The organism is Billgrantia bachuensis, from assembly GCF_011742165.1.
Lineage (GTDB): Bacteria > Pseudomonadota > Gammaproteobacteria > Pseudomonadales > Halomonadaceae > Halomonas > Halomonas bachuensis.
Map to the genome: position 1 here is coordinate 93,499 of NZ_JAAQTO010000039.1, position 14,877 is coordinate 108,375.

Annotated in this window: 17 protein-coding genes; 8 read left to right on the plus strand and 9 right to left on the minus strand. The window is 62.7% G+C overall.

Annotated features, from left to right (window positions below; genetic code table 11):
• Nucleotides 1-60: 60 nt before the first annotated feature.
• The 3 genes from HBJ55_RS14425 to HBJ55_RS14435 form a co-directional block, all read right to left on the minus strand.
• On the minus strand, nt 61-1,137 hold the full coding sequence (locus HBJ55_RS14425; RefSeq protein WP_167116220.1) for a TRAP transporter substrate-binding protein: 1,077 nt from the start codon (nt 1,135-1,137) through the stop codon (nt 61-63).
• A 220-nt stretch (nt 1,138-1,357) separates the two neighbouring features.
• Nucleotides 1,358-2,416: a serine hydrolase gene (locus tag HBJ55_RS14430; RefSeq protein ID WP_240936130.1), complete on the minus strand. Its 1,059-nt coding sequence runs from the start codon at nt 2,414-2,416 to the stop codon at nt 1,358-1,360.
• 26 nt (nt 2,417-2,442) lie between these two features.
• Nucleotides 2,443-3,549: a heparan-alpha-glucosaminide N-acetyltransferase domain-containing protein gene (locus HBJ55_RS14435; RefSeq protein ID WP_167116226.1), complete on the minus strand. Its 1,107-nt coding sequence runs from the start codon at nt 3,547-3,549 to the stop codon at nt 2,443-2,445.
• A gap of 263 nt (nt 3,550-3,812) precedes the next feature.
• Between HBJ55_RS14435 and HBJ55_RS14440 the strand changes: the two genes are divergently transcribed.
• Entirely contained in the window at nt 3,813-4,283 is a 471-nt protein-coding gene (locus HBJ55_RS14440) for an aminoacyl-tRNA deacylase (RefSeq protein ID WP_167116229.1), read from the plus strand.
• 90 nt (nt 4,284-4,373) lie between these two features.
• Here the strand turns inward: HBJ55_RS14440 and HBJ55_RS14445 are convergent, their stop codons facing one another.
• The 6 genes from HBJ55_RS14445 to trxC all read right to left on the minus strand — a co-directional run bounded on the left by HBJ55_RS14445 (nt 4,374) and on the right by trxC (nt 10,381).
• On the minus strand, nt 4,374-5,384 hold the full coding sequence (locus HBJ55_RS14445) for a M20/M25/M40 family metallo-hydrolase (protein ID WP_338072027.1): 1,011 nt from the start codon (nt 5,382-5,384) through the stop codon (nt 4,374-4,376).
• Nucleotides 5,385-5,521: 137 nt separating this feature from the next.
• Nucleotides 5,522-7,507, minus strand: coding sequence for a diguanylate cyclase (locus HBJ55_RS14450; protein ID WP_167116232.1), 1,986 nt, complete (start codon nt 7,505-7,507; stop codon nt 5,522-5,524).
• A gap of 150 nt (nt 7,508-7,657) precedes the next feature.
• Nucleotides 7,658-8,773, minus strand: coding sequence for a methyltransferase (locus tag HBJ55_RS14455; protein ID WP_240936121.1), 1,116 nt, complete (start codon nt 8,771-8,773; stop codon nt 7,658-7,660).
• Nucleotides 8,774-8,840: 67 nt separating this feature from the next.
• Nucleotides 8,841-9,377: a hypothetical protein gene (locus tag HBJ55_RS14460; RefSeq protein WP_167116239.1), complete on the minus strand. Its 537-nt coding sequence runs from the start codon at nt 9,375-9,377 to the stop codon at nt 8,841-8,843.
• 46 nt (nt 9,378-9,423) lie between these two features.
• Nucleotides 9,424-9,894, minus strand: a complete 471-nt coding sequence (locus HBJ55_RS14465; protein WP_167116241.1) for a GFA family protein — start codon at nt 9,892-9,894, stop codon at nt 9,424-9,426.
• Between the two features lie 88 nt (nt 9,895-9,982).
• Nucleotides 9,983-10,381, minus strand: a complete 399-nt coding sequence (trxC, locus tag HBJ55_RS14470; RefSeq protein ID WP_479688608.1) for a thioredoxin TrxC — start codon at nt 10,379-10,381, stop codon at nt 9,983-9,985.
• On the opposite strand from trxC, the gene HBJ55_RS14475 reads away from it, so the two are divergent.
• The 7 genes from HBJ55_RS14475 (at nt 10,380) to HBJ55_RS14505 (ending at nt 14,766) form a co-directional block, all read left to right on the plus strand.
• Nucleotides 10,380-10,568 carry a hypothetical protein gene (locus tag HBJ55_RS14475; RefSeq protein ID WP_167115988.1) on the plus strand — a complete coding sequence of 63 codons (189 nt, stop codon included), beginning with the start codon at nt 10,380-10,382 and terminating at the stop codon, nt 10,566-10,568. The genes trxC and HBJ55_RS14475 overlap by 2 nt on opposite strands.
• A 28-nt stretch (nt 10,569-10,596) precedes the next feature.
• Nucleotides 10,597-11,229: a glutathione S-transferase family protein gene (locus HBJ55_RS14480; protein WP_167116247.1), complete on the plus strand. Its 633-nt coding sequence runs from the start codon at nt 10,597-10,599 to the stop codon at nt 11,227-11,229.
• Nucleotides 11,226-12,110 carry an SDR family NAD(P)-dependent oxidoreductase gene (locus tag HBJ55_RS14485; RefSeq protein ID WP_240936122.1) on the plus strand — a complete coding sequence of 295 codons (885 nt, stop codon included), beginning with the start codon at nt 11,226-11,228 and terminating at the stop codon, nt 12,108-12,110. The genes HBJ55_RS14480 and HBJ55_RS14485 overlap by 4 nt, the downstream gene beginning before the upstream one ends.
• Before the next feature lie 36 nt (nt 12,111-12,146).
• Nucleotides 12,147-12,470: a hypothetical protein gene (locus HBJ55_RS14490; protein ID WP_167116250.1), complete on the plus strand. Its 324-nt coding sequence runs from the start codon at nt 12,147-12,149 to the stop codon at nt 12,468-12,470.
• Nucleotides 12,471-12,483: 13 nt separating this feature from the next.
• Complete coding sequence (locus HBJ55_RS14495; RefSeq protein WP_167116253.1) at nt 12,484-12,771, plus strand: DUF1330 domain-containing protein; 288 nt, start codon at nt 12,484-12,486, stop codon at nt 12,769-12,771.
• A gap of 83 nt (nt 12,772-12,854) precedes the next feature.
• A complete protein-coding gene (locus tag HBJ55_RS14500; RefSeq protein WP_167116256.1) occupies nt 12,855-13,133 on the plus strand; it encodes a peptidylprolyl isomerase in 279 nt (92 codons plus the stop codon).
• Between the two features lie 250 nt (nt 13,134-13,383).
• Complete coding sequence (locus HBJ55_RS14505; protein WP_277345679.1) at nt 13,384-14,766, plus strand: Nramp family divalent metal transporter; 1,383 nt, start codon at nt 13,384-13,386, stop codon at nt 14,764-14,766.
• Nucleotides 14,767-14,877 lie beyond the last annotated feature (111 nt).

Sequence of the window (14,877 nt, forward strand, 5' to 3'; positions counted from 1 at the left end):
AGCGCTCCGCGCAGGGCAAGGGGAAGCCCCCCGCCCTGCCAAATCGGTCTGAGGGAAGGTTTACTGGATGGAAGAGGACTCGACGATTTCCTGGATCTCGGCGATCAGGTCTTCACCGATCTTGGGTGCCCATTCGTCGTAAACCGGCTGCACGGCTTCCTGGAAGGCGGCGATCTGCTCGTCGTCGAGACGGGTGATCTGCATGCCCTTCTCTTCGAGTTGCTCGCGCGACCAGTCGTCGTACTCGGTGGCCAGCTGGATCTCGTACTCGGCCGACTGACGCGCCGCTTCCTGCACCAGTTCCTGGTACTCGGGTGCCATGCGCTCCCAGGTACGCTCGGAGATCATCATGATGAACGGCGTGTAGACGTGGCGTGTTTCGGAGCCGTAGTCCTGCACTTCGTGGAAGTTGGAGGTCAGAATGGTGCTCCAGGGATTCTCCTGGCCATCCACGACCCCCTGCTCCATGGCCGAGAACAGCTCGCCGAACGCCATCGGCGTGGGGTTCGCGCCCAGGGTTTTCCAGATCGACAGGTGTACCGGGTTCTCCATGGTACGAATGGTCAGGCCACTCACGTCGAGGCCGGCCACATCCTCGGGCGACTCGACCGGACGCGCGCTGTTGGAGAGCTGGCGGTAGCCGTTCTCGGAAAAGGCCAGAGCCTTGATGCCGGAACCTTCGAAGCCATCGAGCATGCGCTGGGCGGTATCGCTCTGCATGACGGCAATGGCCGCCTCCCGATTCGGCAACAGGAACGGCAGGTCGAACACCGCCAGCTCCTCGACATAGGTGGTGGCCGGCGATGAAGAGGGATAAGTCATGTCCAGCGAACCGGTCTGGAGCATTTCCATCATTTGCACATCGTCACCCAACTGGCTGTTGGGGAAGATATCTACGGTAATGCGCCCATCGGTGCGCTGCTCGAGAATATCGGCAAAGTACTGGCTGGAGAGGTACTGCGGCGAACTCTCGGCCAGGCCGATGCCCATGCGCAAGGTATGGCTACCGTGGTCACCCACCACCTCGCCCTCGATGGCGGGCGGATCGGAAAGGTCTGGGCTCTGAGCATAGGCAATGCCCAGGGAAAGGGTAGCAGCACCGGCTAGCGTGAGGGTGTTGCGCCAGATGGCGGTCATGGCGGACTCCAGTCGATTTATCGTTGTGAGTTGGCACATCGTCGCGTCTCCCCTTCGGCATGGTAGCCTTTCGGGGGTCGAATGCCGGCAACTTGTTACCGGTAACATTCGATGACTGAAGGCTAGACATACGCTGCTGGGCTGTCAATCTCGAACATGGCGATGACAGTTATACGTTGGTCGCACAAGGTAGCCCGCCAGCCCTTTGGAACCGTTCCGCTCACCTCTCTAACGCACCTGCTTCCCTCACGGCGCGCCCGACCGCAGCCAGCATCTGCTCGTTGCGCGCCAGGTCGAGTTCGCCGCGCACACAGGCCACGATTACCACGCGGCGGGCACTATCGCCCTGCCCCCGTGTAGCGATGCCAGCATCGCAGGCGAGCCGATGTTGGGTGCCGGTCTTGTGAGCCAGGCGAATGTCGCGCCCCAGGCCGGCCCTGAGCCGCCGCTCTCCACTGCTGGTGCGTGACATCACCGCGAGCAGCTCGGCGGTGGCATCTGGTCCCAGCGCCCTACCCTGGGCCAGTGCTTCGAGTACATCGGCGAAGGCGGCGAGCCGACCGCTGTTGAGATCGGTGGCGTAATAGCGCCCGAAGGCTTCGTCGATACTCGGCGCCAGCAGCTCCTGCGGGGTCAGGTCGAGGCGCCGAAGTAACCATGCCAACCGTTCACTCGCGCCACTACGCTTGCGCAGCTCGATGAAATCCATACCGCTCAGGCCGAAGGCATCCGGATGCAGGTTGGAGTAGACATGACGACGTACGTCGATCAGCGTAGTGATCGGCCCCAATTCGCCGGCTGACGCGAGGCTGCGTGCCCGTTCATTGACACTTTCCAGGCTCAGGTAGCGCATCAGCATGTCGCTTGCGGTGTTGTCGCTGACAATCATCATCGATTCCAGCAATTGACGCAGCGTGAGTGCGCTGCCCGGCGCCGCCCAGTTGGTGGAGCCGGCACCGTCGACGTAATCGCTACGCTTGAGCGTCAAGGGCTCTTGCAACTCCGTCTCTCCCGCTTCTACCCGTGCCATCAGCTCGATCGCCACCGGCACCTTGACCAGCGAGGCCAGGTACCAGGACTCCTCGTCGCGCCAGCCATGGCGCGCGCCCGTCTCAAGGTCTCGCACATGCACGCCGAGATCGCCGTCAAAACCGGCCTCGAGCAGCGCCAACCTGGCTTCCAGGCGTTCACCCCAAGCCGGCTCCACCCAGGCCTCGACGTGCTCCGCCCAGCCGGGCTGGGCACCGGTCAATGACGGTACCGTCATGGCCGTCAGCATCAACGTGCATGCCAATCTCCTGCCTATCATCGACTCAGCTCTCTGAAACGGCGTATCAGGGCAATCCAGCCCGCAGTGAGAAGAATCAGGCCAAGGCCGATGCCCAACACCTGCGGATAGCTGTAGACCTGCCAGGCGCCCAACAGCAAGCGCAGCACCAGGAAGATCGCCACGATATGGAAAATGAAGGCACGCAGGGCATCGCTGCCGATCACGGTGAGGGGCTTGAGCCAAAGGGCCGCACGTTGGCCGCCCAATAGGCAAAGCGCCATGATGACCAACGCTCCGCCGATGCTGAACAGCATGAAGGGCACCTCCGGGGGGTGTTTGCCGTCGTTCCAGGCCACGGCCAGCAACATCGCGTAGGGTTCAGAGAGGGAGAGCGCCGCAAAGCCAACCAGGAACAACGCCCCCACTCCAGCCAGGCACCCCACCAGGCGCCATCGGCTAGCCGGCTCGCCATACCAACGCAGGATGGCCTCGCCGATCAGCAGGCCCATCATCACCAAAGGCAGCCGCGCGAGCTGGCCCCAAGTGTAATGGTCGGCATCCTCGACCAAGAGCGCCTTGAAGATTTCGCTGCCCCAGAAGTGAAAGTGGCGTTCGAGCATCACCGAGAGCACGCCCACTACCACTGGGGCGAGCAACCGCGACCACAACGGCATACGGCACCACAGCGGCAGCACCCATGGCAGCCACAGCAATGCCAGGGCGTAGAAGCCGAGGATTTCGACCCAGATGGCGAAGCGCTGGTAGAGCAGCGTCTCCAGAATCTCCTGGGGGGTGAACAGCGGCAGCATCTCGACGATGGTCAATGCCTTGTACCAGAACAGCACTTCCAACCCGCGCAGCATCAACTTGCGCCGGCGTTTCGGCCAGTCGGGCGTACCGACCTTGGGCAGAAAGGCCACCGCCAGGGCGATGCCGAACACCAGAATGAACAACGATGAAGAGAATTTGGTGAAGAGATGGATCGGCACCATGCCCCAATCGGGCACCTGGCGAATACCCAGCAATCCACTGACCGCATGACTGAGAATCATCAGTGCGATGGCGATGCCACGAGCCAGGTCGATGGCTTCGACCCTGGCGGGCAATGACGGCAGTTGCGGCCGCTGGCTGAGCCCAATCATCGCGGTTCCCTCGCTATGGCGCGTTTTCCTTGCTCTTGCCTAGCGCCGCTCGACCGGCTCGATACTCTCGAGGGTCAAACGACGCCCTTTGCTGGGAGAGTACTCGAAATCGCCGACGATGCGCACCGTAGCGCCCAGTGGGGAGCGATCCGTTCCTGGGGGAAATTTCCCACTGCGCGCTATGCTGATGAGGCGAGGACACACCGCCGCAGGGAGGCACACCATCAGCGTACGTCGGCCGCCGTGCCGAGGGAGACAGAGCCATGGCCATTCCGGCAACCCTTCGGGAATACTTGAGAGCCTGTGACATCGATTACGAGGAGGTCAAGCATCCCCATGAAGTCAACGCCAGCCGCGTTGCCCAACAGTCCCACATTACTGGCGAGCAGCTTGCCAAGGCCGTCATGCTGCACGGCAGATCAGGCTACCGGATCGCCGTTCTGCCCAGCACCTGTGATGCCGATCTGGACAGCCTTTCCCAACTGTTCGACGAACCGATGGAACTGGCCACGGAAGACGAGATCGTCAGCCGCTTTCGCGACTGCGACCCCGGCGCCACAATACCCGTCGGGCAAGCGTACGGGCTGCAGGTCTATGTCGATGACATGCTGCGCCATCAGCCCGACATCTATTTCGATGCCGGCGATCACGAAACGCTGCTGCACATGAGCGGTAATGAGTTCGAGAAGCTGATGGGCAACAGTCCGCACGGTCCGTTCAGCCGCCACCACTAGCGCGCCAGGAGATGCCCGGCGCACTATTCATTTCATTCGCCATTCCGGGTCTCGCCAGCGGCGAGGCCCGTTTCATTGCAGCGGCCTGGCTCAGCGCCGTGCCATCGCTTCGAGCGTGGCCGCCAGCGCCTCGGTGAGCCTGGCCATGGTGGTGTAGTCGAGACGATCGTGGGTGTCGCTAGGGCCGTGATAGTAAGGGTTACGGAAGTTGGCGGTATCCGTCAGCATCATGGCGGGAATATCTTTCTGCCAGAAGGCCCAGTGGTCCGATCGGCGTATATCGGCAAACTGCGGTGGCGCTGCCAGCCCTTCGGAGGAGACCTCGGCGTGGCGGCGAAACGCACCGATGGCTTGGTGGAGCAGGCGGCGGGATTCCAGATTGCTGACGAAGGCGAGGAAGTTACCCCTGTCCGGATAGAAACGGTCGAGCGGGAAGGGATAGGCCTGGCTGCCGGGCTCATCGCTGAAGTAGCCGAGCATTTCCAGCGAGATCATGCCCACGATATTCATTCCCTCGGCGCTAGCCTGCCGGGCGTAGTGCAGGCTGCCCATGGCCTTGCTGCCGAAGAAGGGAGTTTCCTCGTTGACGAACGCCACCAGGCGCAGGGAGCGGTCGAGTTCGGCATCCTGCAGGAGACGCGCCAGTTCGATCAACACGGCCACGCCGGAGGCATTGTCATCGGCCCCCGGGCTGCCGCGCACCGTATCGTAGTGCGCGCCGACCACCAACACCTCGTCTGCCGCTTGCCCGCCAGGCAGGGTCACCTCGATATTATGAAACACCCGGCTGCCAGCCGGCACGGCTTGCCGCCGTGGCCGATGCCCAGCCGCCTGGAAGGAGTGCTCGATATAGTCGCCTGCGGCCTGCAAGGCTTCCGGCCGCCAATAGTGGCGTTCGCCGATCTGCTCCGACAGGGCCTGAACGTGGGAGTGGAGACGTTCGCGCAGAGCCTCGCTCTCTTCCCCCAGCGCTGCTGGTGCACCGCGAAAGGAGGTTCCCGGCATGTACAGCACCAGCCCGTATCCTCCTGCCAATGCCATCAGCGCAAGCAGTGTAATCGCACCCAGCAATATCGTCAGGAGCGAGCGCCTGCGCCTCACCGTGCGCTCCCACCGGCGCCACAGCCATACCCCTTCCGCTCGTTTCGCCTGCTTCCGTACATCGTCCCCCTCCCTGGAGTCGCTTCGGTTGCTTGATCAAGATAGGCGCCTGGCATATCGCTGAACAGGAGAAATCGCTACTGCACCTGACGCCTCTCGACGCTGTCGTTGAACGGCTCTGCCAGACACACCAGGTTGCGTCCGTTGGCCTTGGCACGATAGAGCGCTTCGTCGAGGCGCTTGTAGCACTGGGTATCCGCCTCATCGGGATCCAGCTCGGCAACGCCGAAGCTGCTGGTAATTTCGGGGACAGGAGCGAAGTCCTCCTCTTCGACCGCCCGACGCAAGCGCTCGGCCAGCGTTGCAGCGCCAGTCAATGGCGTCCCTGGCAACAGCAGCATGAACTCCTCGCCCCCCCAGCGGGCCAGTACGTCCACTTCGCGCAGCAGCGCATGGCAGATGCGCACCAACTTGCCCAGTACCATATCGCCTACGCTGTGGCCGAAAGAATCGTTGACGCGCTTGAAGTGGTCGATGTCGAACATGACCAGACTCAAGGGGCGGCCGTCGCGGCGAACCTCTTGCCGCTCGCGCCCCAGCAGATCGATGAATCGGTTGCGGTTGAACGCGCCGGTCAGCGGGTCGTGGCCGGCGTGGTATTCGAGCTCCGCCTGGTAGCGCTTGGCCTGGCTGATGTCACGCATGATAGTGGCGATGCTTTCTAGCTTACCGCTCTCGTCACGTCGGGCGATGATCAGTTGCGAGACGGGAATCTCTCCATCGCGCCCCAACACGGCCGTCTCTGCATACCAATGACCGTGCTCGATGGCATAAGGGATGCCCTTCTCCTGGATCAACCGACGCGCCCATAGCGGGTGCGCGGCGATCAGCGCTTCCGATAGCGCTTCGGGTAGAATGCCCAACTGCTCATGCCCAGCCTTGTTGAGATAGACGACTCGCTGGTCGGCATCGGCAATCGAGACGATATCAGGCGACGCGTCCAATAAATGGGTCAACCTGTCCTGGTTGACTTGAGCGGCATGGCGCGCCGTCACGTCCTCGACGATACCGCTGTAATCGATACTGCCGTCCACTGCGGTCTTGCGATAAGCGGTAACCTCGGCATGGATGAGACGCCCCTTGAGGCTACGCAATTTCAGCGGGCGGCGGATCACGGCACCATCACGCTCGAGGTCCGCCATGAACTCACTGACCTGCTTGGGACATTCGTAGAGAGAGGTGATCCGTGCGGCGAAGAGTGCCTCGCGTGAATCCGCCTCGAAGATACGCAACAAGGCCGGATTGGCAGCAGTAAATCGTCCTCTCGGCCCCGCCGTGTGGCGGTAGATACCAACAGGCAGGTCGTGAAATAGATTGTTGTAGCCTTCCAGCTGGGCGCAATAACGCTTCTCGTCGGTAACGTCGACGATGATCGAGTGCAGGTATTCCCGGCCTTGAAAAAGCACCGGCCCCGAGTAGACGTGAACATCGCGAATCTCGCCGCTGGCCAAGCAATGACGGAACTCGAAGAAGAGCTGCTGGCAGGACTCCGCCCTGGCCATGCTGGCACGCACTTCGGCGCTGCTCAGACAGTTGATGTCGGTGATCTTCAGCTGCTTGAGCGCAGCGAGCGAATAGCCATAGAAAGACACGGCAGAGGCATTGGCGTCGACGATTCGTCCATCGGCAGGATCGATCAGTAGCTTGATCGCCGGGTTGGTATTGAACATCTGCTTATAGAAAGGCTCGCTGACCGAGCGTGAGCTCTGCGTCAGCGGGACCAGCGTCAGCTGCCATGCAGCCTGCCGCTGCCAGGTGGCACGGCCCAGCAACGCCTCGAAGGGAGGTTTGCCTGCGACGCCATGCCATGCGACGCGGATTTCAGCGAATTCCGGCTGTGCCAGAGCGGCCTCGAGTGCCTCCCGATCGACATCATCAAGGAGCGGCAGCAATGGCTGGCCTTCAACTCCCTCATCAAGCCCGAAATAACGGCGGGCGGCATCGTTGGCATAGAACAACCGCCACTCATGCTGAATGCGAGCGACCAACACCGGTAGGGGCAGCAAATCAAGCAGACGGCTCAGGTTGTCGTCTCCCGAGGCCGTCGAGTTACCTTCGTTCACAGCCGGTTCCCTTGCGTATCGACGCCTTTGCCAGAATCGCCAAGGACCGTGATTGTCCAGGAGTCTGAAACTAGCGCCTTATAATAGTCGTTATATCTAGTGGCTGGTATGGCCTGAGCCTAAAACTGGATGTGACCTACTACTTGCAAATTAGGCCTTTCTGGCACGAATTAACAGATTCCGTGGGGTCAAACCCGAGGCGCAGAACGTTCCCATTTCCACCGAATACCCCGCCTCTTCCAACAGGAAAAATCGATCCATGACCAACCATGTCTCCAACGGGCGCCGGAACAGGTGACGTACCAGTTCCAGGCGCTTCACTTCGGCCTGCCGCTGCCAGCCCGCCCGCTCGTAGGACGTCAGATCGAGCGTATCAGGCACATCGAGTCCCTTGAGATGCGCTGCCCATCGGCAGAAGGCCTCGAAGCGCTCGGGCATGCGGCCATACGCCAGGCTGGGTACCGGCAGGTAGACATCCTCGCCGCGCAACTCCCGCTGCAACTCATCGAAACCCAGCCGCCAGGCGTTGGCCTGCTCACGGCGTCGGCGCACCCCTCGTGGCGCGGTGACAGTCTCCTGCACCGCCAGCGCCAGGTCGTTACGCTCGAGGGACAGCGAATACCTGCCACACAGCTCGCGCCCTCGACGCGAAACGGGACGATAGTCGGTTTCCTGGATACGGTGATAGCAGCACGGCGCCAGGGTAATCGCGCTACCCGAAGCCGCAGTCACATCGAGCAGTCGCAGGTGTAGGTCACCGCAGGCATGCAGGGCGACGACATGCGTCTGCGAAGTGAGAAAGCGGCCGGCTTCCATTGCCATGACGTCCTGCTGGTGCATACGCACCGAGGCCAGCTGTGCCGCTGCCAGGCGCTGCCCCTCCTCGCACAGCGACGCCTGCCACTCCAGGGCGATGACCTCGGCGGCATGGTAGTGGGACAGTGCGCGGGCCAGGTGTCCCTTGCCCGCACACCAGTCCAGCAGGACGTCTTGTGGAGCCACGTGGAGGTGTCGAGCGAAGGCCTCGATCTGTTGCCATTTACGACCGCCCACATGCTGCCCCCAGGCTTGTGACAGTAGCACGGCCTTGTCAGCGAGCGGCGCCAGACGCACCAGCTCGGCCAATTCGGCGACCGGCAGCCAGGCTTGCAGCGGCGAGTTCTGCCAGGGGTTGGCCTGCAAGCGTTCCAACTGGAGGTCGTCCAGCCCCAGCAGTACGTCGACCAGTTCCGGGCAGGCCTTCTGCCAAGGAGGTCGACGATACATGAATGGCGCCGGACGCCAGAGCGACTGCCACTCGGCCAGCAATGACGCAAGGCGGCAGAAGCGTTGCTCAATACTCGATACGGGATGCTTCGGCATCGAACTCCACCGATATGCCGATCCCTTCGTCTTCGATGGCGTCTTCGCCCAGCTCTTTCTGCAGGGCCAGGACCCCTTCCACCCTGCCCATCACGTGCGCCTTGCTTCCCTGTACGTCGAAGGCATGCAGATCCAGTCGCACGCTGGCGTTATCGGACGTGAACACCGGTGGCATGGCGGTGGCGCCGATGGGATGCAGTACGTCGAACTCCGTCACCTCTCCCTCAACCAGTGTGATGCTGAGCGAAAGCGAATCTCGAACCCGCCAATCATCCACATCGACGAAACCGACCAGGTCGATCTGAACCTGGTCGCCAAGCTCGGTGAAGGTGGCATTGGAGTCGACATCCTGGCTCACGATAAACCATTCACGCTCCTCTCCGTCGAGCAGGCCAACCATGCTACCGATGACCTCGGGCTCTTCCGGCGCACCGGCAGCAGCTGGAGCGGCCATTGCCAACAGTGCCAATGGCCCTAGCCACCCCCACAGAGTGCGTTTCCCCTTCATGTTACCCCCTCGCCATCGGTCGGCGGTCATTCTCAAGGGCGCCCGGCTACCTGACAAGCCCCAGGCGCTCATGCCACTCCGCCAGGCTCTCGTTCGGGTAGTGATCGAAGCGCTTGTCGCTCGGCCTGGTGTCCGGCTCGACCCAGTTGGCCTTGCTGTCCAGCAGCAGGTGAACCCGCTCGGGCGGCACCGGCAGGGGCGTATCGATGGCCGAGGCGAAAGGGTGCACCAACTCCGGCCAGCTCGGGTCGTAAACCCACAGAGCACTGCCGCAGCGAGAGCAGAAGTGGCGCTCGCCCGAGCTCGGCTTTCCATCGATAACGGCGTGATAGACCGAGACGTTCGACTCTCCTTCGACCTTCAGCGTGGCGTACTCGCCACCCAGGTTGATGGCATAACCCCCACCTCCCGCGGTCTTGCGGCAGATCGAGCAGTAACAGCGTTGATAGGGATACGGATGCGGCGACTCGAGCTCGAATCTCACCGCACCGCAGTGACAGGAGCCTTGAAGAAGCATGGCTGCCTCCTGTTGCTGGTGCCTCCCTTCTCAGCGTAGCCGGTGGGAAGCGATACGCCTGGCCCGTGTCGGTACTAGCGGGCCGGCCTTACTGGGCCAGGTGCGGATGTAGCCACTGGCGCAGCTGTGTCCCCTGCAACACCCCGGGCTGACGGGCGATTTCACTGCCTTGTCGAAACACGATCAGCGTAGGAATACTACGTATGTTGAAACGCCCGGCCAGTTCCGGCTCGACCTCGGTATTCAGCTTGGCGAAGCGTATGCGCGGCTCCAGCTCCCGCGCCGCTTCAGCAAAGATTGGCGCCATCATCTTGCAGGGCCCGCACCAGCTGGCCCAGAAGTCGACCACGACCGGCAGTTCGCTGCGCTCGACCAGCGCATGGTAGTTGGCCGACGTAAGCTCGACGGGCACACCGGTGAACAAAGGCTGCTTGCATTTGCCGCATCTGGGCGCTTCGCCAAGGCGGGTCGCCTGGACACGATTCATGGCACTACAGTACGGGCAACCCAGGATGAAAGAATCGGCCATCGGATCCGCTCCACTCAAGAAGATCAACGAGCCAAGCATGGCGCCGCAACAGCACTCAATCAAGCCGATCGCAGGAGCGGCCCGTTACGCCATTGCCCGGCGGATGCTATGGTCGGTGACAGCCTTCAACGCAGGCAACGAATAACGTCGCCCCCAGGCGCAAGGAAACAGCAATGATCGACTTATGGACCTGGACCACACCCAACGGCCGCAAAGTATCCATCATGCTCGAGGAACTCGGCCTGCCCTATCGCACCCACGCCGTGGACATCACCCAGGGCGAGCAGCACGAACCGTCCTTTCTCGCAGTCAGCCCCAACAACAAGATCCCCGCCATACGCGATGACGACACCGGCACGGTATTGATGGAGTCGGGCGCCATCCTGATCTATCTGGCCGAGAAGTCCGATCGCTTCTTGCCCGCCGATCCGGAGCAGCGCTACCGCACCCTGGAGTGGCTGATGTGGCAAATGGGCGGCCTGGGGCCCTTCCTCGGCCAGGCTCACCACTTTCTACAGTTCAACCCCGGCAAGGCGCCCTATGCCGAAGAACGCTTCCATGACGAGGCCAAGCGCCTCTACCGCGTACTGGATACCCGCTTGGCCGACCATGCCTACCTGGCCGGCGACGAGTACACCATTGCCGATATTGCCTGCTGGCCCTGGGTGTCGCGCTACGAGTGGCAGCGCATCGACCTGAATGAGTATCCCAACGTGAAGCGCTGGTACGTCGAGATCGCCGGCCGCCCCGCAGTGCAGCGCGGCTACCACGTGCCCAAGCAGGTCAACGAGATACCCCTGCCATGAGCGATGGCCTCATGACCGGAACCGGCTCGGTACCGCGAAGCATACTGGTTACCGGCTGCTCGAGCGGCATCGGCCATGCCGCGGCCCATGCCCTGGTACAGCGCGGCTGGCGGGTCTTCGCCACCGCCCGACGCCAGGAGGATCTCGACCGGCTACGCGGGGAGGGGCTCGAGGCCCTTCCCCTGGAGCTGGCCTCGAGCGACTCCATCACCGCCTGCGTGGAACGGGTGCTGGAACGCACCGACGGGCGGCTCGATGCACTGTTCAACAATGCCGCCTACGGCCAACCGGGTGCCGTGGAGGACCTGACCCGTGACGTTCTACGCGCCCAACTGGAAGCCAACCTGCTAGGCACCCACGAGCTCACCACGCGGATCATCCCGGTGATGCGCGAACAAGGATACGGACGCATCGTGCACAACAGCTCGGTGCTGGGATTCGCCGCCCTGCCTTATCGCGGGGCCTACGTATGTTCCAAGTTCGCCCTGGAGGGCCTCACCGATACCTTGCGCCAGGAGCTGTACGGTAGCGGTATCCATGTCAGCCTGATCCAGCCCGGCCCCATCGCCAGCCGCTTCCGCGAGAATTGCCATCGCGCCTTCAAGGCCAACATCGACACCGCCAGAAGCTATCACCGCGACACCTACCGCACCGTGGAAGCCCGGCTGACCGGCAGCAAAGGATCTTCCGGTGGCGCCTTCACCCTGGGCCCCGATGCCGTGGTCGACAAGCTGGTCCATGCCCTGGAGAGCCGGCGGCCCAAGCCGCGTTATCATGTCACCCTGCCTACCCACCTGTTCGGCGTGCTGAAGCGGTTGCTCACCACGTGTGGAATGGACCGGGTGTTGTTGGCGTCGACACGCGACGAGCGCAGAACCTAACTCGACATACCAATATCGTTACATAAGGAGAAACACTTGGGCCGACTCATCTCGCTGCTTTTCATTGCCGCCCTGGCCTATGGCGGGCTTTACCTCTACTACGGCCACGTCGTCAGGCAGGCCATCGACGAACAGCTCGAGGCAAGAGGACTCACCGCCCTGGAGGTAGAGCGCATCGACTACGACCCGTTGGCGCCCGTCAGCAACGAGGCCACGATACGAGCGGAAGTCGGCTACCGCGGTGCCGATGCCACGGTCACCATTCGCCTTCAGGGCCACCCGATCTTCTCGGATGAGATGCGCATGGAGCTCGACGGCCTGCAGAATCTGCGGCTAAGGTTCGGCGTGGACGGTAATTGATGAGGAGCGTCGTATGAACCATGCGTATGTCGTCGGTCAGGTGACCGTCAACGATCCCGAACGCTGGCTGGAGTACGTCGAGCAAATCCCCGAGACGCTCGCCAGTTGGGGCGGCGAAGTGATCATGCGTGGACAGCGCGCCTCCACGCTGGTGGGACAGCCGGGCCACCCCAATATCGTGGTGCTGCGGTTCCCTGACATGCATGCCGTGGAGCAGTGGTACGCCTCGCCCGAGTACCAGGCGCTGATTCCGTTGCGCGACGCGGCAGCGCAGGTCGACCTGGCCGCTTACGAGGGGTAGCTTTCGGCTTAGCGAACGCCTCGTGCTATCCTTCGCGTCTCTTTACGTGGCGCTGGCGCGCCCCTCATTGTCAGGAGAACGACATGGCCAAGGCAACTGCACGGCACATTCTGGTAAACGACGAAGCGAAGTGTGAGGCCCTCAAGGCCGAGATCGAAGGCGGACGCGACTTCGCCGAAGTCGCCCGCGAGCACTCGAGCTGCCCCTCCGGCCGCCAGGGCGGCGACCTGGGCAGCTTCGGCCCCGGCCAGATGGTGCGTGAATTCGATGAAGTGGTGTTCTCCGGCGAGTTGAACAAGGTGCACGGCCCGGTCAAGACCCAGTTCGGTTACCACCTGCTGGAAATCACCAGCCGCAGTTGAGACCAGCCCGGCCGAAGGGCGTCACGCCCCGGCCGCCTGACCGAAGCCGCCGTGCCCCGCCACGGCGGCTTTGTCGTTCATGCCCTTGCTGTGCCGGCATCCCTTGGGCTGATGCAAGCCAGGCCTGCTACCTTAAGCATCCATGCAAGCAGCAAGGAGCAGGATGTGACAAGGACGCAACAGGAGCAGGACGCTCATTTTCGCGATCGAGTACCCGACCCGCCCAAGGGAAAAGACCGCATCAAGTGGTATGGCCCCGGCTTGCTGTGGATGCTCTCCGCCGTCGGCACCGGTTCGATCCTCTTTACCCCCCCGAGTGGCCTCAGCCTACGAGTACCAATTGCTGTGGATACTGCTCATCGTGGTGCTGTTCATGTGGGTCATGATCCGGGAAATGGCGCGTTACTCCATCGTCACCGGCCAGACCATGCTGGAGGGCATGCACACCCTGAGCGGGCCGAGGAACTGGGCCGTGTGGGTGATCTTCGTACCGCAATTGCTGGCGGCGGCGATCGGCATCGCCGGGCTCGCCGCGGTCGTCGGCAGTGCGCTGGGCGAATTCCTGCCCGGCACCAACACCTTGTACGCCATGGCCATGGTGGTGGCCTCCACCCTGTTCACCGCCACCGGGCGCTACTCGCTGATCGAAACCTTCAGCCGCGTAATGGCGTTGGCGCTGATGGTGATGGCCATCGTCACGGCGATGATCGTCTTCCCCGGCCTGGCGCCGATTGCCCAGGGCCTGGCCCCCGGTTGGCCGGACGACCCCGACCTCTACGTGATCCTACCCTGGGTGGGCACCATTCTCGCCGGCTCCATGGGTATCGTCTGGTTCGGCTACTGGACCGCCACCCGCGGTTTCGGCGGCGGCCTGCAGAGCCGTGAGCCCGACGACGAACAACCCGACGACTCGCGTCGGGAGATGGACAGGACCGCACCCAAGCCCCACGAAACGCGGGTCGCCCATGCCCGGGGCTGGATCCGCACCATGACCGTGACCGCAGCACTCGGCGTACTTGGCGGCCTGGTGGTGATCTTCTCCTTCCTCGTGCTCGGCGCGGAACTGCTGGCACCGGAGGGCATCATGCCCGAGGGACCGGAGGTCGCAGTGGACCTGACCAACATCTTCTCGGACGTGTGGGGCGAGGTCGGCCGCTATGTGCTGCTGGTCGCGATCGTCATTGCCTTGGGTGGCAGCATCCTGGCCAACCAGGACGGCTGGGGACGCAGCTTCGCCGACATGACCCTGATCGTGACCCGCCGCCACCGCGAGGCCGGCGGTTCGAGCCTGCTGCTCAAGAGCCTCAACGCCCTCGATCGCCGGCTGCCCTGGCCCATGTTCGAGCGTCGCTGGCTCAAGCGACTCTACATCGTCAGCGTGACCGGCCTCATGCCGCTGCTCATCCTGCTGGCCTTCAGCGATCCGGTGCAGGTGATGTCCGTTTCAGGCATTATTGCGGCAGCCCATACGCCTTTCATCGCCCTGGCAGCGCTCTATGTCAATCGCACACGCCTACCGGCGGAGCTCAGGCCGGGAATCGCGGCGAGCGTGACGATGACAGTCGCCGGCTTCTTCTACCTCGGCTTCGCAGTGCTTTATCTGCTCAACATGGCAGGCCTGTTGAATGGCTGAAGCCCGGGCTATGCCGGCGCCGCTCGCCTTGCAGCGCGTGCTCGGCGCCAGGCGCTGTCACGCGTTAGGATAGATGTCGATTCGCTCTTTCGAAAACAGGGACGCCGCATG

What these genes read in the sequence shown, in the direction of transcription:
- HBJ55_RS14425 (WP_167116220.1), bottom strand. Translation starts at nt 1,137, where the DNA reads ATGACCGCCATCTGGCGCAACACCCTCACGCTAGCCGGTGCTGCTACC.
- HBJ55_RS14430 (WP_240936130.1), bottom strand. Translation starts at nt 2,416, where the DNA reads ATGCTGACGGCCATGACGGTACCGTCATTGACCGGTGCCCAGCCCGGC.
- HBJ55_RS14435 (WP_167116226.1), bottom strand. Translation starts at nt 3,549, where the DNA reads ATGATTGGGCTCAGCCAGCGGCCGCAACTGCCGTCATTGCCCGCCAGG.
- HBJ55_RS14440 (WP_167116229.1), top strand. Translation starts at nt 3,813, where the DNA reads ATGGCCATTCCGGCAACCCTTCGGGAATACTTGAGAGCCTGTGACATC.
- HBJ55_RS14455 (WP_240936121.1), bottom strand. Translation starts at nt 8,773, where the DNA reads ATGTATCGTCGACCTCCTTGGCAGAAGGCCTGCCCGGAACTGGTCGAC.
- HBJ55_RS14460 (WP_167116239.1), bottom strand. Translation starts at nt 9,377, where the DNA reads ATGAAGGGGAAACGCACTCTGTGGGGGTGGCTAGGGCCATTGGCACTG.
- HBJ55_RS14465 (WP_167116241.1), bottom strand. Translation starts at nt 9,894, where the DNA reads ATGCTTCTTCAAGGCTCCTGTCACTGCGGTGCGGTGAGATTCGAGCTC.
- HBJ55_RS14475 (WP_167115988.1), top strand. Translation starts at nt 10,380, where the DNA reads ATGGCACTACAGTACGGGCAACCCAGGATGAAAGAATCGGCCATCGGA.
- trxC (WP_479688608.1), bottom strand. Translation starts at nt 10,381, where the DNA reads ATGAATCGTGTCCAGGCGACCCGCCTTGGCGAAGCGCCCAGATGCGGC.
- HBJ55_RS14480 (WP_167116247.1), top strand. Translation starts at nt 10,597, where the DNA reads ATGATCGACTTATGGACCTGGACCACACCCAACGGCCGCAAAGTATCC.
- HBJ55_RS14485 (WP_240936122.1), top strand. Translation starts at nt 11,226, where the DNA reads ATGAGCGATGGCCTCATGACCGGAACCGGCTCGGTACCGCGAAGCATA.
- HBJ55_RS14495 (WP_167116253.1), top strand. Translation starts at nt 12,484, where the DNA reads ATGAACCATGCGTATGTCGTCGGTCAGGTGACCGTCAACGATCCCGAA.
- HBJ55_RS14500 (WP_167116256.1), top strand. Translation starts at nt 12,855, where the DNA reads ATGGCCAAGGCAACTGCACGGCACATTCTGGTAAACGACGAAGCGAAG.
- HBJ55_RS14505 (WP_277345679.1), top strand. Translation starts at nt 13,384, where the DNA reads ATGGCCCCGGCTTGCTGTGGATGCTCTCCGCCGTCGGCACCGGTTCGA.